The organism is Asinibacterium sp. OR53 (assembly GCF_000515315.1).
Taxonomy (GTDB): domain Bacteria; phylum Bacteroidota; class Bacteroidia; order Chitinophagales; family Chitinophagaceae; genus Sediminibacterium.
In genome coordinates this window covers 3,455,170-3,480,500 of the sequence record NZ_KI911562.1, presented here as the reverse complement: position 1 = coordinate 3,480,500, position 25,331 = coordinate 3,455,170, and the positions used below count along the sequence as shown (strand labels likewise).

General features: G+C 48.0%; 21 protein-coding genes and 6 tRNA genes. 22 read left to right on the top strand and 5 right to left on the bottom strand.

Annotation, left to right across the window (positions count from 1 at the left end; genetic code table 11):
- Positions 1 to 225 precede the first annotated feature (225 nt).
- A tRNA-Gln gene (locus tag SEDOR53_RS0115510) sits at positions 226 to 296 on the bottom strand.
- Between the two features lie 108 nt (positions 297 to 404).
- Between SEDOR53_RS0115510 and SEDOR53_RS0115505 the strand changes: the two genes are divergently transcribed.
- Positions 405 to 1,079 (top strand): GDSL-type esterase/lipase family protein, encoded by a 675-nt coding sequence (locus tag SEDOR53_RS0115505; protein ID WP_037361459.1) that lies wholly within the window; start codon positions 405 to 407, stop codon positions 1,077 to 1,079.
- Between the two features lie 3 nt (positions 1,080 to 1,082).
- Here SEDOR53_RS0115505 and SEDOR53_RS0115500 read toward each other — a convergent pair whose 3' ends face one another.
- Both SEDOR53_RS0115500 and tyrS read right to left on the bottom strand, forming a co-directional pair.
- Positions 1,083 to 2,669: an amidohydrolase family protein gene (locus SEDOR53_RS0115500; protein ID WP_026770535.1), complete on the bottom strand. Its 1,587-nt coding sequence runs from the start codon at positions 2,667 to 2,669 to the stop codon at positions 1,083 to 1,085.
- A 54-nt stretch (positions 2,670 to 2,723) separates the two neighbouring features.
- Positions 2,724 to 4,007, bottom strand: coding sequence for a tyrosine--tRNA ligase (gene tyrS, locus SEDOR53_RS0115495; RefSeq protein ID WP_026770534.1), 1,284 nt, complete (start codon positions 4,005 to 4,007; stop codon positions 2,724 to 2,726).
- A gap of 55 nt (positions 4,008 to 4,062) precedes the next feature.
- Here tyrS and SEDOR53_RS0115490 point away from each other — a divergent pair, with 55 nt between their 5' ends.
- Together SEDOR53_RS0115490 and hscA are read left to right on the top strand one after the other, a co-directional pair.
- Entirely contained in the window at positions 4,063 to 4,452 is a 390-nt protein-coding gene (locus SEDOR53_RS0115490) for an RDD family protein (RefSeq protein ID WP_026770533.1), read from the top strand.
- Positions 4,453 to 4,481: 29 nt separating this feature from the next.
- Positions 4,482 to 6,341 (top strand): Fe-S protein assembly chaperone HscA, encoded by a 1,860-nt coding sequence (gene hscA, locus SEDOR53_RS0115485; protein ID WP_026770532.1) that lies wholly within the window; start codon positions 4,482 to 4,484, stop codon positions 6,339 to 6,341.
- Here the strand turns inward: hscA and SEDOR53_RS0115480 are convergent.
- Positions 6,338 to 6,928, bottom strand: a complete 591-nt coding sequence (locus tag SEDOR53_RS0115480) for a riboflavin synthase (RefSeq protein WP_026770531.1) — start codon at positions 6,926 to 6,928, stop codon at positions 6,338 to 6,340. The genes hscA and SEDOR53_RS0115480 overlap by 4 nt on opposite strands.
- 244 nt (positions 6,929 to 7,172) lie before the next feature.
- Here SEDOR53_RS0115480 and rpsU point away from each other — a divergent pair, with 244 nt between their 5' ends.
- From rpsU to nusG, 11 genes are all read left to right on the top strand, one after another.
- Positions 7,173 to 7,370 (top strand): 30S ribosomal protein S21, encoded by a 198-nt coding sequence (rpsU, locus tag SEDOR53_RS0115470; protein WP_026770529.1) that lies wholly within the window; start codon positions 7,173 to 7,175, stop codon positions 7,368 to 7,370.
- A 64-nt stretch (positions 7,371 to 7,434) separates the two neighbouring features.
- Complete coding sequence (locus tag SEDOR53_RS0115465; RefSeq protein WP_026770528.1) at positions 7,435 to 8,331, top strand: tyrosine-type recombinase/integrase; 897 nt, start codon at positions 7,435 to 7,437, stop codon at positions 8,329 to 8,331.
- A gap of 140 nt (positions 8,332 to 8,471) precedes the next feature.
- Complete coding sequence (locus SEDOR53_RS0115460; RefSeq protein ID WP_026770527.1) at positions 8,472 to 8,771, top strand: HPF/RaiA family ribosome-associated protein; 300 nt, start codon at positions 8,472 to 8,474, stop codon at positions 8,769 to 8,771.
- 200 nt (positions 8,772 to 8,971) lie between these two features.
- Positions 8,972 to 9,044 (top strand) — tRNA-Thr (locus tag SEDOR53_RS0115455).
- 13 nt (positions 9,045 to 9,057) lie between these two features.
- Positions 9,058 to 9,140, top strand: a tRNA-Tyr gene (locus SEDOR53_RS0115450).
- A 172-nt stretch (positions 9,141 to 9,312) separates the two neighbouring features.
- A tRNA-Gly gene (locus SEDOR53_RS0115445) sits at positions 9,313 to 9,385 on the top strand.
- Positions 9,386 to 9,395: 10 nt separating this feature from the next.
- A tRNA-Thr gene (locus tag SEDOR53_RS0115440) sits at positions 9,396 to 9,467 on the top strand.
- Between the two features lie 65 nt (positions 9,468 to 9,532).
- Positions 9,533 to 10,720, top strand: coding sequence for an elongation factor Tu (gene tuf / locus SEDOR53_RS0115435; protein ID WP_026770526.1), 1,188 nt, complete (start codon positions 9,533 to 9,535; stop codon positions 10,718 to 10,720).
- Positions 10,721 to 10,830: 110 nt separating this feature from the next.
- A tRNA-Trp gene (locus SEDOR53_RS0115430) sits at positions 10,831 to 10,902 on the top strand.
- A 16-nt stretch (positions 10,903 to 10,918) separates the two neighbouring features.
- Positions 10,919 to 11,113 carry a preprotein translocase subunit SecE gene (secE, locus tag SEDOR53_RS0115425; protein WP_026770525.1) on the top strand — a complete coding sequence of 65 codons (195 nt, stop codon included), beginning with the start codon at positions 10,919 to 10,921 and terminating at the stop codon, positions 11,111 to 11,113.
- A gap of 6 nt (positions 11,114 to 11,119) precedes the next feature.
- On the top strand, positions 11,120 to 11,722 hold the full coding sequence (gene nusG, locus SEDOR53_RS0115420) for a transcription termination/antitermination protein NusG (protein ID WP_026770524.1): 603 nt from the start codon (positions 11,120 to 11,122) through the stop codon (positions 11,720 to 11,722).
- Between the two features lie 54 nt (positions 11,723 to 11,776).
- Here nusG and SEDOR53_RS18285 read toward each other — a convergent pair whose 3' ends face one another.
- Positions 11,777 to 12,265 (bottom strand): YqgE/AlgH family protein, encoded by a 489-nt coding sequence (locus tag SEDOR53_RS18285; protein WP_051416692.1) that lies wholly within the window; start codon positions 12,263 to 12,265, stop codon positions 11,777 to 11,779.
- A gap of 142 nt (positions 12,266 to 12,407) precedes the next feature.
- Here SEDOR53_RS18285 and rplK point away from each other — a divergent pair, with 142 nt between their 5' ends.
- The 8 genes from rplK to SEDOR53_RS0115375 all read left to right on the top strand — a co-directional run bounded on the left by rplK (position 12,408) and on the right by SEDOR53_RS0115375 (position 25,325).
- On the top strand, positions 12,408 to 12,851 hold the full coding sequence (rplK, locus tag SEDOR53_RS0115410; RefSeq protein WP_026770523.1) for a 50S ribosomal protein L11: 444 nt from the start codon (positions 12,408 to 12,410) through the stop codon (positions 12,849 to 12,851).
- A gap of 26 nt (positions 12,852 to 12,877) precedes the next feature.
- Positions 12,878 to 13,570 carry a 50S ribosomal protein L1 gene (rplA, locus tag SEDOR53_RS0115405; RefSeq protein WP_026770522.1) on the top strand — a complete coding sequence of 231 codons (693 nt, stop codon included), beginning with the start codon at positions 12,878 to 12,880 and terminating at the stop codon, positions 13,568 to 13,570.
- A 66-nt stretch (positions 13,571 to 13,636) separates the two neighbouring features.
- Entirely contained in the window at positions 13,637 to 14,152 is a 516-nt protein-coding gene (gene rplJ / locus SEDOR53_RS18280; RefSeq protein ID WP_037361455.1) for a 50S ribosomal protein L10, read from the top strand.
- Between the two features lie 90 nt (positions 14,153 to 14,242).
- A complete protein-coding gene (gene rplL, locus SEDOR53_RS0115395) occupies positions 14,243 to 14,617 on the top strand; it encodes a 50S ribosomal protein L7/L12 (protein WP_026770521.1) in 375 nt (124 codons plus the stop codon).
- Between the two features lie 289 nt (positions 14,618 to 14,906).
- Entirely contained in the window at positions 14,907 to 18,710 is a 3,804-nt protein-coding gene (gene rpoB, locus SEDOR53_RS0115390; RefSeq protein WP_026770520.1) for a DNA-directed RNA polymerase subunit beta, read from the top strand.
- 98 nt (positions 18,711 to 18,808) lie between these two features.
- The gene (gene rpoC / locus SEDOR53_RS0115385; protein ID WP_026770519.1) at positions 18,809 to 23,092 is read left to right on the top strand and encodes a DNA-directed RNA polymerase subunit beta'; all 4,284 of its coding nucleotides are present in this window, start codon (positions 18,809 to 18,811) and stop codon (positions 23,090 to 23,092) included.
- Between the two features lie 164 nt (positions 23,093 to 23,256).
- Positions 23,257 to 23,838: an OmpH family outer membrane protein gene (locus tag SEDOR53_RS18275; RefSeq protein WP_026770518.1), complete on the top strand. Its 582-nt coding sequence runs from the start codon at positions 23,257 to 23,259 to the stop codon at positions 23,836 to 23,838.
- A gap of 56 nt (positions 23,839 to 23,894) precedes the next feature.
- The gene (locus SEDOR53_RS0115375; protein ID WP_026770517.1) at positions 23,895 to 25,325 is read left to right on the top strand and encodes an APC family permease; all 1,431 of its coding nucleotides are present in this window, start codon (positions 23,895 to 23,897) and stop codon (positions 25,323 to 25,325) included.
- Positions 25,326 to 25,331: the final 6 nt, after the last annotated feature.

Sequence of the window (25,331 nt, the reverse complement as noted above, 5' to 3'; positions counted from 1 at the left end):
TTTAGTGTTGTTAAGTGTTAAGGTTTGTTAGATGCTGCCTTGAGTTGCCCAACCTGCATTAGCTCCGGCCTCCTTCGTCGGCCTCCGCTGATCCACTACAATGTCCATTACCCAAACGCCTCACGACCACTACGTGGCCGTGGCAATTTCCTTCGTTCGCTTGTGAAAGCAAAGCTTTCATCGCTACCAAAGAAAAGCGCCCCTCGCTATCGCGAGAGGCGCTTGTTGCCCGACCTGGATTCGAACCAAGACAAACTGAACCAAAATCAGTTGTACTGCCATTATACTATCGGGCAATCCATGCATTCCGTAGTGGAATGGGGTGCAAAAATAGGGGTAGGAGAGAATTGTTCCAAATTTTTTAACCGTTCTGTTCGTATATTGAACTCCTTATTGTAAGCCTTATGTCAAAACTCATCCTTTTTGCCGCGTTTATTGCCTGTATCCTGCTCATGTCATTCAATTATGACAAGAAGAAAAAAGTAATATTTTTTGGTGATTCTATTACCCAGATAGGGGCCCAGCCAGGCGGCTATATCCGGCTAATGGACTCGCTCCTGAAACAGGAAGGAGCAGAAAATAAATATGAACTGATAGGCGCTGGTATCGGCGGTAACAAAGTATATGATCTTTACCTGCGGATGGAAGAAGACGTAATCAGCAAGAGCCCGGACATCGTAGTCATTTACATTGGTGTAAACGATGTGTGGCATAAATCCAGCTTTGGCACCGGTACCGATTACGATAAGTTCGGGAAATTCTATGAAGCCATTGTTAAGAAATTAAGGGCTGCTGGTTCTAAAGTGATTCTCTGCACTCCCGCCGTAATAGGTGAGAAGAAAGATTTCTCCAACCAACAGGATGGCGATATGAACCAGTACAGTAGTTGGATCAGGCAGTTTGCAGCCAAAGAATCTTTGCCGCTGGTAGACCTGCGCACCCTTTTCCACGAATACGAACTCCAAAACAATCCCGATAACAAAGAATCAGGCATTTTAACGCGCGACAGGGTACACCTGAATGCAGCCGGTAACCTGCTCGTAGCGGAAGCTATGTGGAAAGCCATCAAATCCCTGTAAAAATTATTGCATCCCCGGCTGCTTCAATTGCCAGCCGGTTTTTTGCTTTTCAGCATCTACCATGGCTTTCACGTCGGCCAGTAATTGTTTGGCATTGTACACAATGCCATCTTTAATGGTATACAATACGCCACCGCTGCGCACCACTTTGTTTTCTTTGGTAAGGGTAATGGCTCCCGTGCCATACAACACTTGCAGGTTTTGCAAAGGATTGGCATCGATGACCACCAGATCGGCCAGCTTACCCGTTTCCACGCTGCCGATTTCTTTATCGGCGCCAAGGGCCTGCGCTCCGTATAAAGTAGCTGAACGGATCACTTCCAACGGATGGAAACCTGCTTCACGCAACAACTCCAGCTCGCGGATATAACCGAATCCATAAGTTTCATAAATGAAGCCGTTATCAGACCCGGCAGTCACACGTCCGCCGCGGTTTTTGTATTCGTTCACGAATGTCATCCACAACCGGTAATTGTTTTTCCATTCCACTTCCTGCTCCGTTCCCCAATGATGCCAATAAGAACCATGCGATTGCCGGCTGGGCTCGTAAAACTGCCAAAGCGATGGCAACGTATACCACTCATGCCATTCAGCCCTGCGCGCTCTTTGCAGGTCGCGGTTGGCATCGTAAATATTGAATGTAGGATCCAATGTAAAATCGAGCGATAACAATTCATTCATCACTTTATTCCAATGTTCTGAGTAAGGTGCGGCCGCCTGCTTCCACAGTTTGCCCGCTTCTTCAAAACGATCCTGCTCATTGTTGTAATTGTAATCGAGTGGGTATTGTTGGATGGTTTTATCGGTGAACAATGCCTCGGGCAAACCATACCAGTGCTCCATGCTGGTGAGTCCGGCACGGGCAGAATTCAACACATTCCAACGCGCTACATCGAGTTGCGCATGGTGGCAACAAGATCGCAATCCCAGTTTTTTATTTTCACGAAGTGCAGCATCCATAACCTCTGGTCGTGCACCAAAAAATTTGATGCCATCGGCCCCCTTGCGTGCATTCTCTTGTACCCAGGCACGTGCCTGGTCGGCAGTGGTGATGGGTGTTTTACTGCTTTGTCCGAATACCGTATAGGCATATATCCTGGGTGCTGTAATGAGATTGGCGGCGCTTTTTTGTTTCTCGTCAAGTGTCCAATCCAGTCCGTTGCCGGCCGATGGATCCCTGATGGTGGTAATACCATGCGCCATCCACAGTTTGAAAACGTATTCGGCAGGAGTGCCCTGCTCTTTGCCACCGATATGCCCATGCATGTCTATGAGGCCGGGCAACACATACATGCCTTCACAGTTGAGTTCTTTCCCGCCCTGTTTGAGCACCGGCCTTCGGGCTGGATCAATGGCCGCCCCCGGGCTTCCCACCGTTTGTATCTGCACAATGCGGTTTTGCTCTACCACAATATCAACCGGACCAAAAGGCGGCGCACCAGTACCATTGATCAATGTAACACCCCGGATGATCAGTTGGGTATAAGGACCATCACCTTCTTTTTTCTCAGGCGCTTTGGGAATCTGCGCACGAACGGCAGTAAATGCCAAACAAACGAACAGGGAAAGGAACTGCAATTTTTGTCTCATATAACAGGTTGAGCCGATGAATATACGAATTCACGCCCAATACCTGTTGATGAGCTATACGGCTTTTACGAGGTAGTAATTTTTCTTGCCTTTTTGCACCAGCAAATATTTATCCTGCAAGAGATCTGACTGCTTCAGCAAATTTTCATCGCTGCCAATCTTTCTTTTGTTGATGCCAATGCCGCCCGACTGCCACATTTTACGCGCCTCTCCTTTGCTGGGGAAAATTTGTGTGTCGGCCAGGAAGCTTACAATATCATATCCCGTTTCGAGTTGCGATTTGCTCACCTCTACCGTGGGAACACCTTCCATCACCTGCAATAATTGCTCTTCATTCAGGCTTTGCAAAGCTTCGGTAGTAGCATTGCCAAACAGTATCTCCGATGCTTTCACGGCAAAATCATAATCGTGTTCACTGTGCACGAACACCGTCAGTTCACGTGCCAGCTTTTTTTGCAATGCACGCTGGTGTGGCGCTGCTTCGTGCTCAACCAGCAACGCATCAATTTCAGTATGGGGCAGAAGGGTAAATATTTTGATCCACTGTTTGGCATCATCATCACTGGCATTGAGCCAGAACTGGTAAAACTGGTAGGGCGATGTTTTAGTAGCATCCAACCATACATTGCCTTTCTCCGTTTTGCCGAATTTACCGCCATCGGCTTTACGAATGAGCGGACAGGTAAATGCAAACGCTTCCCCACCAGCTTTGCGGCGGATCAGTTCAGTACCGGTGGTGATATTACCCCACTGGTCGCTGCCACCCATTTGCAGTTTGCAATTTTTATGCTCGTAGAGCCAGTAAAAATCATAGCCCTGTATCAGTTGATAAGTAAATTCAGTAAAGCTCATGCCGGTTTCGCCTTCCAGTCTTTTCTTCACACTGTCTTTCGCCATCATATAATTGACGGTGATGTGTTTGCCGGCATCGCGGATGAACTCGAGGAAGCCAACGCCTTTGAACCAATCATAGTTGTTCACCATAACTGCCGCATTGGGTTTGGCGCTGTCGAAATCCAGGAATTTGGACAATTGCTTGCGAACGCCTTCCTGGTTGTGTTGCAGCACTTCTGCACTCAATAGGTTTCTTTCTTCGCTCTTGCCACTGGGGTCACCAATCATGCCGGTGGCGCCGCCTACCAACGCATAAGGCTTATGACCGGCCTTTTGCAGGTGTACCAGTAAGAGAATAGGAACCAGGCTTCCGATATGCAAACTATCGGAGGTAGGGTCAAAACCAATATAGCCGGATACCATTTCTTTCTGCAACAGTTCTTCCGTGCCAGGCATGATGTCCTGCACCATTCCTCTCCACCTGAGTTCTTCTATGAGCGTCATTTACTTCGAATTTGCGCAAAAATAGGAAATGGAGCGGATTCGCTACTTTCGCGTCATGAATAAAAACATGCGCAAAGTTGGAGATGGCACCCGCGCACTTAATTTTTTTATCGATACCGTGATCATTTTCATACTCGCTTATGCCGGGTACAAGGTGTGGGACTGGTATGTGATTTACTGGCATTACCCTTATTACAAATTCGGATGGTTCTTCTTTGGCATACTGTTCATCTATTATTGTTTTTTTGAAGGATTGTTCAGCCGCACACCCGGCAAATGGTTCACTTTTTCAAAAGTGATCAATGCCCAGCAGCGAAAACCATCTTTCCCGCAGATCATCCTGCGAAGCCTTGTACGCATCACCATCATCGACATGTTTTTCATCCCCTTCCTGGGCAAACCTTTACACGATTACCTCAGTAAGACAGATGTAGTAGAAATCTAACATCTCACAACTAACAACGCACAACGCTCATGGCTCGAATAGGCATCAATATAGCAACCGGCAGTTTACAACAGGCAGAAATGATCGTAGGCATCGACCTGGGCACCACGAACAGCCTGGTGGCCATCATTCACCCGGAAAACAAGCAGCCGGCCGCTTTGAAAGAACACAATACCAGCAGCCTCGTTCCCAGCATCGTTCATTTCGATGCCATGGGCAACCCCGAAGTGGGCGAAACAGCGAAAGCTTACCTGGAAACAGATCCCCAGCATACCATTTTTAGTGTGAAGCGGTTGATGGGAAAAAGTTATAAAGACGTAAAAGACAATGCCGGTTTCTTCACCTATAAAGTGATCGATGATGATACCGATAGCCTGGTGAAAGTGCAGGTGGGCGATCGTTTTTATTCACCCATTGAATTATCCTCCCTTATACTCAAAGAACTGAAACAGCGCGCCGAGCATATTCTCAAAACACCCGTAACCAAAGCGGTGATCACCGTGCCGGCCTATTTCAACGACGCACAACGGCAGGCTACCCGCGACGCAGGTAAACTGGCAGGATTGGATGTGCTGCGCATTGTGAATGAACCAACTGCCGCCAGTCTGGCCTACGGCATGGGATTGAATAAGGAAGAAGAAAAAACAATCGCAGTGTACGACCTGGGTGGCGGCACTTTTGATATTTCCCTGTTACGCATCAGCAACGGCATTTATGAAGTGCTGAGCACCAATGGCGATACCTATTTGGGAGGCGATGATTTCGACAGGACCATCATGCAATACTGGATGAAAGAACGAGGCATCGATGCAACTGTATTGCACCAGGATAAACAACTGGCACAATCATTAAGACTGAAAGCCGAAGCGGCCAAGCGTGCATTGAGTACAGATGAATTGTTCAGCGATGAATGGAATGGCGGAAAACTGGGATTGAGCAGAACCCTGTTTGCCTCGCTGATACAACCATTGATCGATACCACCATCGGCTGTTGCAGGAATGCCTTGAAAGACGCAGAACTCACTACCGCCGATATCGATACGGTGGTGATGGTAGGAGGTAGCACCCGTATACCTGCTGTAAAGCAGGCGGTGAGCGCTTTTTTCGGAAAACCGGTGAACGACTCAGTGAACCCCGATGAAGTAGTAGCACTCGGCGCCGCAGTACAGGCCGATATCCTCGCCGGCAACAACAAAGATTTTTTACTGCTTGATATCACACCGTTAAGCCTGGGCATAGAAACCATGGGTGGATTGATGGACGTGCTCATCCCCCGTAATTCAAAAATCCCTACCAAAGTGGGGCGTCAATATACCACGCAGAAAGACGGACAAAGCGGTATGCGTATTTCAGTATTCCAGGGTGAGCGCGACCTGGTAAAAGACAATCGCAAGCTGGCCGAATTCAACCTCACCGGCATCCCGGCCATGCCCGCGGGCTTACCCAAAGTAGAACTAAGTTTCCTCATCAATGCCGATGGAATATTGGTGGTGAAAGCAAAAGAGCTGCGCAGCGGAGTAGAACAAAGTATAGAAGTAAAGCCGCAATACGGACTCACCGATACAGAAGTAGAAAAAATGCTGCTGGAAAGCATCACCCATGCCGGAGACGATATGCAGGCAAGGGCATTGGTAGAAGCCAAAACAGAAGGAGAACAATTACTGGGCCTTACAGAAAAATTCATCTCCAAAAATCCCAGCCTGCTTTCAGCGGAAGAACTGCAAACCACCGCACAAGCCATGCAGGCCCTGCAACTGGCGTTGACGATGGACGATAAGAACCTCATTCAGAAAAAAACAGAAGAACTCAACGATATAACGCGGCCTTTTGCCGAACGGGCCATGGACCAGGCCGTGAGCCAAGCGATGAAAGGAAAGCAGATAGGCTAACGCCCCAGGCTCATCCAGCGCTGCACATATTTACCCAGTATATCGAATTCAAGGTTGACCGCCGTGCCAGCTTGCACGTGCTTGATACTGGTATGTTCGAATGTATAAGGAATGATGGCTACCGTGAAATGATCGCGGTTCACATTGAAGCAGGTAAGACTGGTCCCGTTAACGGCAATAGACCCTTTCTCAATGACCAGGTGGGCAAACTCCGCAGGAAATTGAAAGATGAACTCCCAACTGCCATCCAGTTCCTTTCTTTCCTGGCAGATAGCAGTGCAATCGGCATGCCCCTGTACAATATGGCCATCGAGCCGGCCGTTCATGACCATACATCTTTCCAGGTTGATCTCGCTGCCGGCCGCCCAGCTACCCAGGTTGGTCTTTTTCAGGGTTTCTTCAATGGCTGTTACCCGGTGCATGCCGTCTTTCAGCTCATCCACCGTTAGGCAAACGCCATCGTGACTCACACTCTGGTCTATTTTCAGTTCGCCCGAGAGGGGAGAACTGGCCCAGAAACTGGCATTGGAGCCCTTTTTCTCAATAGAGACGATTTTTCCTGTCGATTCGATAATGCCTGTAAACATGACGCAAAGTAATGAGGAATGTCTGATCTTTTGCCATTTTACTCGTCATCCCGAGCGAGCGCAGCGAGCCGAGGGACCTGCTGAACACTTTATGAGGCCCTTCGACTCGCTTCGCTCGCTCAGGGTGACGACCTCGGGGTGACGATCATACAGGAGACGGATAAATTTTTCTATGAGCTTGTTTATATGACTGACGCCCTGTATCTTTGCAGTCCTAAAAAACGCCCGAGGAGGTATCAACATTATGCTCATCATTGATTCAAAAGATTGCGAGAACATCGACAAAGCGCTCAAAAAGTACAAGAAGAAATTTGAGAAAAGCAAGGTTTTATTGCAATTGAGGTCGCGTCAGGCATTTACCAAGCCGTCTGTAAGACGTCGTGGAGATGTGCTGAAGGCCATCTACAAGCAGCAGATAGCAAGTGGAAAGATAGAAAGATAATCTCCTTTTATCCACCTGAATATAGTAAGTAGCGAAGGTTGTTTAACTTTAAGCTACTTTTTTTATGTCCATACCCGAATACCCATCCTTGCAGTCCTTCCTGGACCACCTCAAATACGAGCGGCGCTATTCGCAGCATACCATTATTGGGTACCGGACCGACCTGGAGCAGTTTTTCGCCTACCTGGCCAGCCAGTTCGAGTCGCCAGGCCTGTCCGCCATCAGTTCCATGATGATCAGGAGTTGGCTGGCAGAACTGAAAGAAGACGAGATAGCGGCGCGGTCCATCAACCGGAAAATATCTTCACTTAAATCTTTTTTTAAATACCAGTTGAAAATAGGGGAGTTGGAGCAAACGCCCATGACCACCATTGTATCGCCCAAACAAGGTAAAAGGCTGCCGGTTTTTGTGGAAGAAAAAAGCATGGAAGGCTTATTCAACCCCGAACTCTACGAAGAGGGATGGCAGGGCCGCACACAGCGCTTGGTGCTCATGCTGTTTTATCATACGGGTATGCGTTTGAGCGAGTTGGTCAATCTTAAATATAGCCAGCTCGATGGAGCGCAGTCGCAACTGAAAGTACTGGGAAAAGGAAATAAGGAGCGCATCATACCGGTTTCCAGGGAGCTGGTAGCGGAACTGCAACAGTATCAAAGCGATAAAACCGGTGAACTGGCTATAGCCGACCGCTTATTTGTAACCGAAAAGGGCAAGCCGCTGCAGCCCCGTTCCGTGTATGCGTTTGTAAAAGCCAAACTGGGGGCCGTAACCACGGTTCAGAAGAAGAGTCCGCACGTGCTGCGACATAGTTTTGCCACCCACCTGATGAACAACGGGGCCGACCTGAACGCGGTAAAAGAGCTGCTGGGCCACAGCAGCCTGGCGGCCACCCAGGTGTACACCCACAACACGATCGAGAAGCTGAAAGAAGTGTTCAAAAAGGCACATCCGAAGGCCTGAGAAATTCTCTTAAAATTGTCAAAAAATCCGCTCAGTTTTTTTCGTTTTTCTCACCATTTGACGTACATTGTTAGTCCGTTGAAAACGGATCAATAAGTTCTTTCAAATATTATTTTTTCACCGATAAAACGTGAGTTGCTATGAACGTTAACATTCAAACAGTGCATTTTAATGCTGATGACAAACTGGTAGATTATGTGTCACGTAAGCTCAGCAAGCTGAGCACTTTCCACGACAGGATCTTGAAAGTAGATGTGTTCCTGAAGCTGGATAACGTGGTGCATACGATCAAGGACAAAGTGGCTGAGATCCGTATTCATGTACCAAGGCACGAGTTTTTTGTGAAGTCGTCGTCGAAGTCGTTCGAAGAATCATTTGATTGTGCAATGGAGTCGATCGTTACGCAGATAAAAAGGAAAAAACAGAAACTGGCGGCATAAAAGGAATCGAAAAAATTGGTTGTAAGGCTCCCTTTCGGGGGCCTTTTTTATTGGGCCCGGCCGGGGCTTCCGGACCGTTTCCTCCGGAGCCGGCGCAAGCTGTTGAAAACTAGCCGAAAAAAATCATGGCAAAATTTTGCTGAATGAAGTTTTCCGTTACCTTTGCCATCCCAAAAAATAGGAGCGTTCTTTTACATTTTGCCGAAGTAGCTCAGTTGGTAGAGCAACTGATTTGTAATCAGTAGGTCGCGGGTTCGAGTCCCATCTTCGGCTCTAAATAAATCAAGGGCAGGTTCCAGAGCGGCCAAATGGGGCGGACTGTAAATCCGCTGTCTTTCGACTTCAGTGGTTCGAATCCACTCCTGCCCACTTGATCACCGAAGCTTTAGCGTAGGTGATCTCGATCACTAGTGACGATGAATTCTTTTTTAAAAAAGTAATCATCATCCAGTGATCATAGTTCTTTAAATGATGACTCCACCTTCGCCCTCGGTCGCCGTAGTATTACGGAGGAGGCAAGGCTTCGGTGGACAAGTAAAATGCGGAAGTAGCTCAATTGGTAGAGCGATAGCCTTCCAAGCTATAGGTTGCGGGTTCGATCCTCGTCTTCCGCTCAACTCAAAAGCCGTTGTAGCTCAGTGGTAGAGCACTTCCTTGGTAGGGAAGAGGTCGTGAGTTCGATTCTCACTAACGGCTCGGATTTGTGAAAGAGGAAAAGTAGTTTAGTATAAATTTTTAAAATACAACTAAAATCGATAAAAATGTCTAAAGAGACCTTTAAGAGGGAAAAACCTCACGTAAACGTTGGTACTATTGGTCACGTTGACCATGGTAAGACCACTTTGACTGCTGCCATTACGGACATCTTATCTAAGAAAGGTCTGGCGCAGGCTAAGAAATATGATGAGATCGACGGCGCTCCCGAAGAAAAAGAGCGTGGTATCACCATCAACACTGCACACGTAGAATATCAAACTGCAAACCGTCACTATGCGCACGTTGACTGTCCTGGTCACGCTGACTATGTGAAGAATATGATCACCGGTGCTGCCCAGATGGACGGTGCTATCCTGGTAGTAGCTTCTACCGATGGTCCGATGCCCCAGACTAAGGAGCACATCCTGCTGGCCCGCCAGGTAGGTGTACCCCGTATCGTGGTATTCATGAACAAAGTTGACCTGGTAGACGATCCTGAACTGCTGGAACTGGTTGAAATGGAGATCCGCGAACTGCTGACTTCTTATGGTTTCGACGGTGACAACACCCCCATCATCAAAGGTTCTGCTACAGGCGCCCTGGCTGGTGAAGAAAAATGGGTTAAATGCATCGATGAACTGATGGAAGCTGTAGATACTTACATTCCGCTGCCCCCCCGTCCGGTTGATATGCCGTTCCTGATGTCAGTAGAAGACGTGTTCTCAATCACAGGTCGTGGTACAGTTGCTACAGGCCGTATCGAGCGCGGTATCATCAAAGTTGGTGAAGCTGTTGAGATCGTTGGTCTGCAGGAAGCTGCACAGAGCTCTACTGTAACTGGTGTTGAAATGTTCAAGAAACTGTTGGATGAAGGTCAGGCTGGTGATAACGCAGGTCTGCTGCTCCGCGGTATTGAGAAAAAAGACATCCGTCGCGGTATGGTAATCTGTAAGCCCGGTTCTATCACTCCTCACACAGATTTCAAAGGAGAAGTATACGTACTGAGCAAAGAAGAAGGTGGACGTCACACTCCGTTCTTCAACAAATACCGTCCCCAGTTCTATTTCCGTACTACAGACGTAACTGGTGAAGTTACCCTGCCCGAAGGAACAGAAATGGTAATGCCCGGCGATAACATCAACCTCTCTGTAAAACTGATCCAGCCCATCGCGATGGAGAAAGGTCTGAAATTCGCTATCCGCGAAGGTGGACGTACAGTAGGTGCCGGTCAGGTTACTGAAATCGTTAAATAAGCTAAGCCCACCGGCTTTTAGCTTCATGGCAAATGGAAATTTTTGGTACATTTGCTGACATAATAAACTAAAAGCTGTTTCGGAACCCCCGGAATAGCTTTTAGCTTTCTACGGGCATAGTACAACGGTTAGTATAGAGGTCTCCAAAACCTTTGATCTGGGTTCGAATCCTAGTGCCCGTGCACAGAAATGGCTTATATGAATAAGATCACTACCTATTTTAAAGAGAGCTACCAGGAACTGATGGAAAAAGTAACCTGGCCAACCTGGTTGCAGTTGCAGCAGAGCACCGTAATTGTGCTGGTAGCTACCATCATCATTACCGCCATGGTATGGGCGATGGATTTCGCCAGCAACCAGGTGCTGAAACTGATTTATTCATTGTTTAAGTAAGAAAAGATGGAAGCATCCGTAAATACCACCCCCACTACAGCTACACCGCAGCAGGAAACCAAATGGTATGTTCTGCGCGTGGTAAGCGGTAAGGAGCGGAAAGTAAAAGAATACCTGGATAAGGATATCATTCGCAGCGGATGGCAGGAGATCATCAAGCAGATATTCCTTCCCATGGAAAAAGTATACAAAGTGCAGAACGGTAAAAAAGTAATGCGCGAAAAGAACTATTTCCCGGGTTATGTGATGATGGAAGTGCTGGATGGTAAGCTGAACGATGATATGGTACAACATATCAGCAACATCAGCAACGTGATGCATTTTCTCACCGACGGAAAAGGATCCAAAGGCAATATCATCTCCCTGCGCAAGAGCGAAGTGAACAAAATGCTGGGTAAGGTAGACGAAATGAACGACCAGGGCGTAATGCTCAGCGAGCCGTTCATCGTAGGAGAAACCATCAAGATCATTGAAGGACCTTTCAACGACTTCAACGGTGTGATCGAAGAAGTGAACGACGAGAAGAAGAAACTGAAAGTGACCGTGAAGATCTTCGGCCGTTCTACCCCTGTAGAACTCAACTACATGCAGGTAGAGAAACTGAGTTAAGTAGCGGTTGGCTTATTATATTCGAAAGGTTGTCCTGCAGGACAGCCTTTTTTATTACTGGAAACGACCAGAACTCCGGACCAGTGCTTGCAGCTCATCCCAGCTAAGGGTAGGGTTCCGGATCTCCCAACTGCCTTCCGCCAACTCCGCTTCCAGGTCACCGCCATCCCATCCTGCATAGCCGATGAATAAGAGCAGATCGGTGGGGACCACAATGCCGGCAGATAAATACCGGAGGGCCTGCTCAAAATCGCCACCGAGGCAAATGCCCTGGGCCACCGGTTGACCACTGGGGATCAGATCGGGACGGCGGTGCAGGAAGAACAGGTGCTCCTGGTCAACCGGTCCGCCGGCGTATAAGGTCAGGGCAGGCAGATGCCGGTAAGCTTCCAACTCATTGAACCACCTGGGAAATACCCGGTTGATCACAAAGCCCATGGCGCCTTTGTCGTTGTGTTCGGCAATGAAAACCAGGGTATTGCTGAAGTGAGGATCGGTTAAAGCCGGGCTGCTGGCCAGGAGGGAACCGCAAAATGTTGTCATACGACCAAATATATCATGAAAAATACTTTGTTTTCTGATATTTTACCTACCTTTGCCGCCCCAAAAGTTCTTTTTGAAAGAATGATTGACTTTGGGAGTTCCGGTAAAAGCCGGGACGCTATAACCAATTAAATCAAAGAAAATGGCAAAAGAAATCTCAGGCTTTGTGAAGCTGCAGGTGAAAGGCGGACAAGCCAATCCCGCGCCTCCCGTAGGCCCCGCCCTCGGTTCGAAGGGTGTTAACATTATGGAGTTCTGTAAGCAGTTCAATGCCAGGACCCAGGACAAAATGGGAAAAGTAGTTCCTGTTTTGATCACCGTTTACTCTGACAAGTCTTTCGACTTCATCATCAAAACAGCCCCCGCTGCTGTTCAGCTGATGGAAGCCGCAAAAATCCAGAAAGGTTCTAAAGAAAGCAACCGCGAAAAAGTAGGTAAAGTAACCTGGGCACAGGTAGAAGCCATTGCCAAGGATAAAATGTCCGACCTGAACGCATTTACTTTAAACAGCGCCATGAGCATGGTAGCCGGTACTGCACGCAGTATGGGTATCACCGTTGATGGTAAAGCCCCCTGGGAAAACTAATTTATTCACCTTAAAACTTTTAGAAAATGGCACTCAGCAAAAAAAGAAAAGTAGCAGTTACTAAGGTGGATAAAAACAAAGCTTATTCCCTGAAGGAAGCTTCTACCCTAGTAAAAGAAATCAATTGTACAAAATTCGATAGTTCCGTTGACCTGCATATCCGTTTGGGTGTTGACCCCAAGAAAGCAGACCAGCAGGTACGTGGTACCGTATCATTACCTCATGGTACCGGTAAAACCAAAAAAGTACTGGTGCTTTGCACACCCGATAAAGAAGCGGCTGCTAAAGAAGCAGGCGCTGACTTTGTAGGACTGGACGAATTCATCAGCAAGATCGAAGGCGGATGGGTAGACGTAGACGTGATCATCGCTACACCTTCTGTAATGCCTAAGATCGGTAAGCTGGGTAAAGTACTCGGTCCCCGTAACCTGATGCCCAACCCCAAAACAGGTACTGTTACCAATGACGTAGCAGCGGCTGTGAATGAGGTGAAAGGCGGTAAGATCGCGTTCAAGGTAGACAAAGCGGGTATCGTACACGCTTCTATCGGCCGTGTATCTTTCACGTCTGACAAGATCGCCGAGAACAGCGCCGAGCTGATCAACGCCATCATCAAACTGAAACCTTCTTCTGCCAAAGGTATCTACCTCAAAGGCGTAAGCATGGCCAGTTCGATGAGTCCGGGTATCGCATTGGACACTAAATCATTAATGAACTAATTCCTGGTGATCTTGTCCCGGTAAAACGGGATGGGAAATGACCCGGGTTTATAAAACAGATCAGTTATGACTAAAGATCAAAAAAACGAGGTGATTGAACTGCTGAAAGGCAAGTTCGCCCAATATAATAACTTCTACATCACCGATACAGAATCGTTGAGCGTAGAACAGGTATCTGCACTGCGTCGCACTTGCTTTAACAAGCAGGTGGAGATGAAAGTGGCCAAGAATACCCTTATCCGCAAAGCGCTGGAATCATTGGATGCAGAAAAATACGCAAGCGTTTATCCGGCATTGAACAATGTAACCGCCCTGATGTTCTCTGAGAACCCCAAGGAGCCCGCTTTGATCATCAGCTCTTTCCGTAAGGAGAGCAACGGTGAAAAACCGGTATTGAAAGCTGCATTCATTAATGGTGATGTATACACCGGCGACAACAACCTGAAAACACTGACCCAGATCAAGACGAAGAACGAACTGATCGGCGAAGTGATCGGATTGCTGCAATCTCCTGCCAAACGTGTACTGGCTGCCTTGTTGCACCACCACGAGAAGCAGGCGGAAACTGCGGCTGCAGAATAATTTTGGATGTATTAACATTAAATAAAACAAATTTTTTTAAACCCTCCGCCGGAGTTCAAAAGACCTTGAAGGCGGAAAAAATTTAAACACATGGCAGACGTTAAATCATTAGCCGAAACATTAGTAGGCTTGACAGTAAAAGAAGTTCAGGAACTGGCAGATGTACTGAAAGCTGATTACGGTATCGAACCCGCTGCAGCTGCAGTAGTAGTAGCTGGTGGCGACGGTGGCGGAGCTGCTGCTGTTGAAGAGAAAACATCTTTCGATGTGATCCTCGTTAGCGGTGGTGCAAGCAAGCTGGGCGTAGTGAAGATCGTTAAAGAACTGACTGGCCTCGGACTGAAAGAAGCAAAAGACCTGGTTGACGGCGCTCCCAAGCCTGTAAAAGAAGGCGTTTCTAAAGCTGAAGCCGATGAACTGGCCGCTAAGCTGAAAGATGCTGGCGCTGAAGTAGAGATCAAGTAAGCTTACTGTCTCAGACATAATCTAAAGGCCGTCCCGGTGTAATACAGGGACGGCCTTTTTTGCGCCATTTCGGCAGGATTTTAATTTTTCTTTGCCCCTATACCTGTTTTGGTCTAAAATTTGTTTTTTCGAATCCCGAATTATCATTACTTTTGCCATCCTTATTTTAGGAAAACTAGCGGGTGGACATCTTTATCATTGACGTTTGAATGGTGGATGCGCCGATTGTACGCTAAGGGCATTTCGGTTCTTACAGATTTTTTTCGCATAAAACCGGTTTTACACATATATGTCTACTACAACATTGAACAACAGGGTCGGCTTCGGAAAAACTAAACATTTGGCTGAAGCTCCTGACCTGCTCGACATTCAGTTAGAATCATTCAGAGAATTTTTCCAGTTAGAAACTACGCCCGACAAGCGCAATGTGGAAGGGCTGTTCCGTGTGTTCAAGGAAAACTTTCCTATCACCGATACACGCAACATTTTCGTGCTGGAATTCCTGGATTACTTCATCGATCCGCCACGTTACACCATTGATGAGTGTATGGAGCGCGGACTCACTTACGCAGTTCCCCTGAAAGCGAAACTGCGCCTGAGTTGTAACGATGAAGAGCACGTAGATTTCCAGACCATCGTTCAGGATGTGTTCCTGGGTAATATCCCCTACATGACTCCCCGCGGTACTTTCGTAATTAACGGAGCAGAGCGTGTAGTGGTATCACAGTTACACCGCTCACCCGGTGTATTCTTCGGCCAGTCCGTTCACCCCAACGGAACCAAGATCTATTCTGCCCGCGTGATCCCTTTCAAAGGCGCGTGGATGGAATTCGCTACAGACATCAACAACGTGATGTACGCGTATATCGACCGTAAGAAAAAATTCCCCGTAACCACTTTGCTGCGTTCTATCGGTTTCGAAACCGATAAAGACATCCTGGAACTCTTCGGTATGGCCGATGAAGTGAAGGCTGACAAGAAAACGCTGTCACACCACATAGGTAAAAAACTGGCTGCCCGCGTATTGAGAACATGGGTGGAAGATTTCGTGGATGAAGATACCGGTGAAGTAGTGAGCATCGAGCGTAACGAGATCGTAATGGAGCGCGACACTGTCCTGGACGAAGACGGTATCAATACCATCATCGAAATGGAAGTGAAGAGCGTATTCATCCAGAAAGAAGACGTGGGTGGTGATTATGCGATCATCTATAACACACTGAATAAAGATACTTCGAACAGTGAACTGGAAGCGGTTCAGCACATCTACCGCCAACTGCGTGGTGCTGATGCGCCGGATAATGAAACTGCGCGTGGTATCATCGATAAATTATTCTTCTCCGACAAGCGTTATGACCTGGGTGAAGTAGGCCGTTACAAGATCAACCGCAAACTGAACCTCGATTATCCGCTGGAGAAAAAAGTACTCACCAAGCAGGACATCATCGAGATCATCAAATACCTCGTGCGCCTCACCAATGGTAAGGCCGAGATCGATGATATCGATCACCTGAGCAACCGTCGTGTACGTACCGTAGGAGAGCAGCTCTATGCACAATTCGGCGTAGGTCTGGCCCGTATGGCCCGCACCATCCGTGAAAGGATGAACGTTCGTGATAACGAGGTGTTCACGCCGGTTGACCTGATCAACGCGCGTACACTGTCATCCGTGATCAACTCATTCTTCGGAACCTCACAGTTGTCGCAGTTCCTCGACCAAACCAACCCGCTGTCGGAGATCACGCACAAGCGTCGTATTTCTGCACTCGGACCAGGAGGTTTGAGCCGTGAGCGTGCAGGCTTCGAGGTGCGTGACGTACACTATTCACACTATGGCCGTCTGTGTACCATTGAAACACCGGAAGGACCGAACATCGGTCTGATCTCTACACTGTGCGTACACGCTGCTATCAACGATATGGGCTTCATTGAAACCCCTTATCGCAAGGTAGACAACGGTAAAGTGAACATGAAAGAACTCACTTTCCTGAGCGCAGAAGAAGAAGATACCGCCAAGATCGCCCAGAGTAACTCTCCTTTGAATGAAAAAGGACAGTTCGTGGAAGATAAAGTGGTTTCCCGCCAGACCGGTGATTTCCCCATATTGGACAAAGAAGAAGTAGAATATATGGACGTGGCACCCAACCAGATTGTTGGTCTGAGTGCTTCGCTGATCCCCTTCCTCGAGCACGACGACGCCAACCGTGCGCTGATGGGATCGAACATGCAACGCCAGGCTGTACCGCTGATCCGCCCCGAGGCGCCGATCGTAGGTACCGGACTGGAAGGCAAAGCTGCCCGCGATGCACGTATCCAGATACACGCAGAAGGTAATGGTGTGGTTGAATTTGTAGACGCCAACGAGATCCATGTCCGTTACGACAGGAACGATATGGACCGCCTGATCAGCTTCAACGATGACCTGCAGGTGTACAAGCTCACCAAGTTCATCAAAACCAACCAGGCTACCTGTATCAACCTGCGCCCGGCTGTGAGGAAAGGACAGAAAGTGAAGAGAGGTGATTTCCTTACCGAAGGTTATGCAACCAAAGACGGAGAACTCGCACTGGGCCGTAACCTGCAAGTGGCATTCATGCCCTGGAAAGGTTACAACTTCGAGGATGCCATCGTGATCAGTGAGAAAGTGGTGCGTGAAGACCTGTTTACTTCTGTACACATTGAAGAATACGAACTGGAAGTACGTGATACCAAACTGGGTGAAGAAGAACTTACGCCCGATATCCCGAACGTTTCAGAAGAAGCTACCAAAGACCTCGACGAAAATGGTATCATCCGTATTGGTGCTACTATCAAAGAAGGCGATATCCTCATTGGTAAGATCACTCCTAAAGGAGAATCAGATCCTACACCGGAAGAAAAACTGCTGCGCGCCATCTTTGGTGATAAAGCAGGTGATGCCAAAGATGCTTCACTGAAAGCACCGAACGGTACCGAAGGTGTGGTGATCGATAAAAAACTGTTCCAGCGTGCGAAGAAAGACAAGAATGGCAAGATCCGTGAGAAAGCACAATTGGAGAAAGTAGAAAAAGTACACCAGCAGAATGAAGAGAGCATCAAAGAATTGCTGCTCGACAAATTACAGACCCTGTTGAAAGACAAAGCTTCTACAGGTGTGAGCAACAATTTCGGCGAAATGCTCATTGGTAAAGGCGCTAAGTTCAATCAAAAGAACCTGGCCGCCATCGACTACCAGAACGTGAATCCGCTGGGCTGGACTGGTGACGCTAAAACGGACGACCAGATCAATACATTGTTGCACAACTACAGCATCCGTTTCAACGAAGAACTCGGACGTTACAAGCGTGAGAAATTCAACATCTCTATTGGTGATGAATTACCCGCAGGTGTATTGAAACTGGCTAAAGTTTACCTGGCTGTGAAGCGTAAGCTGAAAGTGGGAGATAAGATGGCGGGCCGTCACGGTAACAAAGGTATCGTTGCCAAGATCGTTCGTGCAGAAGATATGCCGTTCATGGAAGACGGTACACCGGTAGACATTGTACTGAACCCGCTGGGGGTACCTTCCCGTATGAACCTCGGACAGATCTATGAAACCATCCTGGGCTGGACAGGCAAGCGCCTGGGCGTGAAATTCGCTACGCCGATCTTCGATGGTGCTTCTACAGATGAAATCGAAGAATACTGCAAACAAGCAAGTATACCCAGGAACGGACATACTTACCTGTACGATGGTGAGACCGGAGAGCGTTTCCACCAGAAAGCCACTGTGGGTGTGATCTACATGATCAAACTGCACCACATGGTAGATGATAAGATGCACGCCCGTTCAATCGGACCATACAGCTTGATTACACAACAGCCGTTGGGTGGTAAGGCGCAGTTCGGCGGACAGCGTTTCGGTGAGATGGAGGTATGGGCACTGGAAGCTTATGGTGCATCCAACATCCTGCAGGAATTGCTGACACTGAAATCAGATGATATCATTGGAAGGGCCAAAACTTACGAAGCCATCGTGAAAGGTGAAAACATTCCACGTGCCGGCGTTCCTGAATCATTCAACGTATTGGTTCATGAACTGAGAGGTTTGGGTCTGGATCTGAAATTTGAATAATCTTTTTGAGATACGATGTGCGTTCAACGCGCATCGTATCTCACTTGAATCAAATCAACAGATCAATCAACTAACAAAAAATTTCAACAAGCTTAGATATGGCCATCAAAAAAGACAATCGCCCCAGATCAACTTTTTCACAGATCACGATCAGTCTGGCATCGCCCGACAGCATCCTGGAAAGAAGTTTTGGCGAAGTGCTGAAGCCTGAAACCATTAACTATCGTACCTATAAACCGGAGCGCGACGGTTTGTTCTGCGAAAGGATATTCGGACCCGTAAAGGATTACGAATGTGCCTGCGGAAAATATAAGCGTATCCGTTACAAAGGCATCGTGTGCGACCGCTGCGGTGTGGAAGTAACAGAAAAGAAAGTACGCCGTGAGCGCATGGGCCACATCAAACTGGTGGTGCCCGTAGTGCATATCTGGTACTTCAAGAGCCTGCCCAACAAAATCGGTTACCTGCTGGGTATGAGCTCCAAGAAATTAGAGACCATCATTTATTATGAGCGTTATGTAGTGATCCAGGGTGGTGTGAAAGAGAGCCTGAACACCGGCGACCTGCTCACTGAAGAAGAATACCTCGATATCCTGGACAATTTGCCCAAGGACAACCAATACCTGCCCGATGAAGATCCGCAGAAATTCATTGCTAAAATGGGTGCTGAAGCAGTGCATGCACTGTTGGAAAGGATCGACCTGGACGGCCTGAGCTTCTCACTCCGTAATGCCGCTGCTACCGAAACTTCACAGCAGCGTAAAGCAGATGCACTGAAGCGCCTGAGCGTAGTGGAATCTTTCCGCGACGCCGGCACACGTATTACCAACCGCCCCGAGTGGATGGTGATGCAATACATCCCCGTAATTCCTCCGGAACTGCGTCCGCTGGTTCCATTGGATGGCGGCCGTTTCGCTTCTTCAGACCTGAACGACCTTTACCGTCGTGTGATCATCCGTAACAACCGTTTGAAGCGTTTGTTGGAGATCAAAGCGCCTGAAGTGATCCTGCGTAACGAAAAGCGTATGCTGCAGGAAGCGATCGATTCACTGTTCGACAACAGCCGTAAATCCAATGCGGTGAAAGCCGAAGGTGGCCGTGCACTGAAATCACTTTCCGATGTACTGAAAGGTAAACAGGGACGGTTCCGTCAGAACCTGTTGGGTAAACGTGTGGACTACTCCGGTCGTTCTGTGATCGTGGTAGGCCCTGAAATGAAAATACACGAATGCGGTCTGCCTAAAGACATGGCAGCCGAGCTGTTCAAGCCATTCGTGATCCGTAAACTGATTGAAAGAGGTATCGTGAAAACGGTGAAGTCGGCCAAGAAACTGGTAGACCGCAAAGAAGCCGTGATCTGGGATATCCTCGAAAACATATTGAAAGGGCACCCTGTAATGCTGAACCGTGCGCCAACGCTGCACCGTTTGTCAATCCAGGCTTTCCAGCCCAAGCTGGTAGAAGGTAAAGCGATCCAGCTGCACCCGCTGGTTACTTCTTCTTTCAACGCCGACTTCGACGGCGACCAGATGGCGGTACACGTGCCTTTGAGCAATGCAGCCATCCTGGAAGCACAGTTGCTGATGCTGTCTTCACACAACATCCTCAACCCGCAGAACGGTACGCCCATCACCCTGCCTTCACAGGACATGGTACTGGGACTGTACTACATCACCAAAGGCAAGAAGACCATGGGTGATGAAGTGATCAGGGGAGAAGGCAAGGCTTTCTACAGCATGGATGAAGTGCTCATTGCTTACAACGAAGGAGCGGTTGACCTGCATGCGCATATCAAAGTGAAAACGAATGTGCGTGTGAACGGACAACTGGTGAAAAAACTGATCGATACTACCGTAGGTCGCGTACTGTTCAACCAGCACGTACCGCATGAAGTAGGATTCGTGAATGCACTGCTCACCAAGAAAAGTCTTCGTGAGATCATCGGCGACATCATCAAGATCACCGATGTACCTAAGACAGCGAAATTCCTCGATGATATCAAGACCCTCGGTTTCCGTATGGCCTTCCGTGGTGGATTGTCGTTCAACGTGAACGACCTGATCGTGCCCGACCAGCGTAATGAACTGCTGGAGAACGCCAAGACAGAAGTGGAAGAAGTGTGGGAAAACTATAACATGGGTCTGATCACTAATAACGAGCGATACAACCAGGTAATCGATATCTGGAGCCGTGTGGATACCCGTATCACTGAAACACTGATCCGTGAAATGCAGAACGATAAGCAGGGCTTCAACTCTGTTTACATGATGCTGGATTCCGGAGCGCGTGGTAGTAAGACACAGGTAAAACAGCTGGTGGGTATCCGTGGTCTGATGGCCAAGCCCCGTAAGAGCGGCAGCACAGGCAGCGAGGTAATTGAAAACCCCATCCTGTCGAACTTCAAGAACGGATTGAACGTATTGGATTACTTCATCTCTACACACGGTGCCCGTAAAGGTTTGGCCGATACGGCCCTGAAAACAGCCGATGCGGGTTACCTGACCCGTCGTCTGGTAGACGTGGCCCAGGATGTGGTGATCGGTGAAGAGGATTGCGGCACCCTGCGCGGAAACGCTACTACAGCGCTGAAAGACAATGAAGACATCATTGAACCGCTGGCAGACAGGATCGATGGCCGTACTTCATTACACAATATCTATCATCCCGTTACCGATGAACTGATCATCGCTGCGGGTGAAGAAATATCTGCAGAAGTCGCAAAAGCTATTGAAGAAGCAGGCATTGAAACCGTAGAAATACGTTCTGTGCTTACCTGCGAGAGCAAGCGCGGTGTGTGCGTAAAATGTTACGGACGCAACCTGGCAACAGGCTACCTGACACAACAAGGTGATGCCGTAGGTATCATCGCTGCACAGTCAATCGGTGAGCCTGGTACACAGCTGACACTGCGTACCTTCCACGTGGGTGGTGTTGCGGGATCTGCTTCTGTTGAATCGAGCCTGAACGCGAAATTCGACGGTACCATCCAGTTCGATGGTCTGAGAACAGTAGAAGCATTGAACAATGAAGGTGATAAAGTGAAGATCGTTATCGGCCGTACCGGCGAGGTAAGGATCATGGATGTGAAGAACGACAGGCTGATGATCACCAACAACGTCCCTTATGGTGCTACCTTGGCTGTGAAAGACGGACAACAAGTGAAGAAAGGAGATGTGATCTGTACATGGGATCCGTTCAACAACGTAATCGTAGCAGAGCAGAACGGTAAGATCAAATTTGAAAACGTACTCGATGGTATCACATACCGCGATGAGGCGGATGAACAAACCGGTCACCGCGAGAAAGTGGTTATCGAAACAAAAGACAAGACCAAGATACCTACCGTTATTGTAGAAGGAAAAGAAAACAAACAATACAACCTGCCCGTTGGATCGCATATCGTGATCGAAGAAGGAGATGATGTAAAAGCCGGACAGGTACTGGTTAAGATACCGCGTGTACTGGGTAAGCTCAGGGATATCACCGGAGGTCTGCCCCGTGTAACAGAATTGTTTGAAGCACGTAATCCGGGTAACCCTGCGATCGTTTGTGAGATCGATGGTGTGGTAGCTTTCGGTAACGTAAAACGTGGTAACCGCGAGATCATCGTTGAGTCGAAAGACAGTATGGTGAAGAAATACCTGGTTCCGTTGACACGCCAGATCCTGGTACAGGACGGCGACTTCGTGAAAGCCGGTACACCGCTGTCAGACGGACAGATCGCGCCCGCCGATATACTTGCTATCAAAGGACCTTTCGCCGTACAGGAGTACGTTGTGAACGAGATCCAGGAAGTATACCGTTTACAGGGTGTGAAGATCAACGACAAACACATTGAAGTGATCGTTCGCCAGATGATGAAAAAAGTAGAGATCGTAGACGCAGGAGATACCAAGTTCCTCGAAGAAGATCTCGAAGACAGGTTCGACTTTATCGAAGAGAACGACAGGGTCTTCGATAAGAAAGTAGTAACCGAAGCAGGTGAAAGCGCTAAGATGAAACCCGGACAGATCATCACCCTCCGTGAACTGCGTGAAGAGAATTCCATCCTCCGCAGGAGCGATAAGAAACTGGTAGAAGTAAGGGATGCCAAGCCCGCCACTGCAACGCCGGTGCTGCTGGGTATCACCAAAGCTTCACTGGGTGTACAGAGCTGGATCTCTGCTGCATCATTCCAGGAAACTACCAAAGTGTTGAGCCAGGCTGCTATCCAGGGTAAGACCGATGCGATGCTGGGACTGAAAGAGAACGTGATTACTGGTCACCTGATACCTGCCGGTACCGGACAGAAAGAGTTCGAGAACATGATCGTAGGTAGCAAGGAAGAGTACGAAGTACTGGCCACTACACGTGAAGCGATGAGCTTTGATGATGATGAATAATGCCTTGTCTGTCAATGCAGACAGGTTACATGATAAAAAGTAGGAAGTTAATGTGCTTCCTACTTTTTTACATAGATCGCTACCTGCAAAGGTCTTGTTAATCTTGCTCTGCAAAAGGCCAGAGCCATTGAATGAGTCTAATTTTACAGCACAAAAGAGAATAAATGAAAAATGTTTCACTGGGTTTGAATATAGTACTGGTACTGGCGGTAGCTGTTTTGTTTTACCTGCATTTCTCAGGCAAGAAAGCCACTGTACAGACAGTCGATACCAAATCAATTCCTGCCGGTAGCTTCAAGATTGCCTATTTCGAAATAGATTCCATACAAACACAATTCGAATATTACAAAGAGATACAGAAAGGACTGGAAGCCAAAGACCAGGAAGTGACGCGCCAGCTGAATGCCCTGAAAAACGCTTTTGCTGCAAAATACCAAGAATTGCAGCGCAGTGCCCAAAGCCTTACGCAGGCTGAATTGGCCAGCAGGCAGCAGGAACTGCAGCAGATGGATAAAACTTACCAGGGCAAAGAACAAATGCTCACCAGCGAATTGCAGGAAGAGAGCATTCGCAAAAGGCAGGACGTGCAAAAGAAAATCAAGGAATTCCTGGAAGAGTACAACAAAAACAAAGGCTATTCTTATATCTTCTCTAATCTCTCCGACCTTTTATACTTCAAGGATACGGCTTACGACATTACCAAAGATGTGGTTAACGGCCTGAACCAGAAATACAAGAAGAAATAGGAACTTCCACCATATTTATTATCTTCAAATCCCGTTTATAAACAACGGGATTTTTTATGAGTACACAGCAAACAGGCTTCAGGCCTTCGCTCAGTCTTTTCGACGCTACCATGATCGTAGCCGGTGGCATGATCGGTTCGGGTATCTTCATCGTAAGCTCGGATATTACCAGGAACGTGGGCAGCGCGGGCTGGCTGGTGCTGGTATGGCTGATCACCGGCTTCATGACCATTACGGCGGCAGTGAGCTATGGCGAGCTGAGCGCCATGTACCCCAAAGCGGGCGGCCAGTATATATACCTCAAAGAAGCGTATAATTCTCTCGTGGCCTTTCTTTTTGGATGGAGCTTTTTCTCCGTGATACAAACTGCTACCATTGCAGCGGTGGCGGTGGCGTTCAGTCGCTTTACCGCTTACCTGATACCGGCAGTAGGAGAAGATAATATCATAGCCAACCTGGGCTTTATGAAGATATCGGCGGCGCAGGTGCTCGCCATCGCCATGATCTGTTTCCTCACCTATACCAACACCAAGGGAGTGAGGGGAGGCAAGATCATACAAAGCACATTTACTGTTACCAAACTACTTTCTTTATTCGGGCTCATCGTATTCGGATTTCTGTTGGTAAAGCAAAGCCATTGGGCCGAAAACTGGCACACAGGCTTTAATGCCATGCAGGACCTGGGTGTGAAAGACGATAAAGGCATGCTGCAGCCCACTGCCTGGAAGTCCATCTCGGGTGCAGTATTGGTAGGCGCTATTGCCGCTGCGATGGTAGGTTCTATATTCAGCAGCGACTCCTGGAACAACGTCACTTTTATAGCAGGAGAGATCAAGAACCCGCAAAGGAATATAGGACTCAGTCTTTTCCTGGGCACCCTCATTGTTACCATCATCTATATTACGGCTAATCTCATGTACCTGCATGTACTGCCTTTGCAGTCCATCGCCTATGCCAAGAACGACCGGGTGGCTGTTACCGCTGCCAATGCCATTTTTGGCAATGCAGGCACTATTGTGATCGCTGTTATGATCATGATTTCTACGTTTGGTTGCAACAACGGACTCATCCTGGCAGGAGCCAGGGTTTATTATACGATGGCCAACGATGGATTGTTTTTCAAAAAAACAGGAGAACTGAATAAGAATGCTGTGCCCGAATATGCTTTGTGGATACAGTGTGTTGTGGCTTCTTTATTGTGTTTGAGCGGACACTATGGAGACCTGCTTACCATGGTGTCATTCATTGTGGTGATATTTTATGTGCTTACGATCGTCGGAATATTTATCCTGCGCAGGAAGCGTCCCGATATGCCAAGACCTTATAAGGCATTCGGATACCCGGTAATGCCCATGATATACATTGTGCTGGCGGCATTGTTTTGTGTGGCGCTGGTATGGGCTTCTCCTACTTATTCGTTGTGGGGGCTCGGCATTACACTGATCGGACTTCCTTTGTATTATCTTGCAGGGCGAAACAAGCAATGAGCGGTT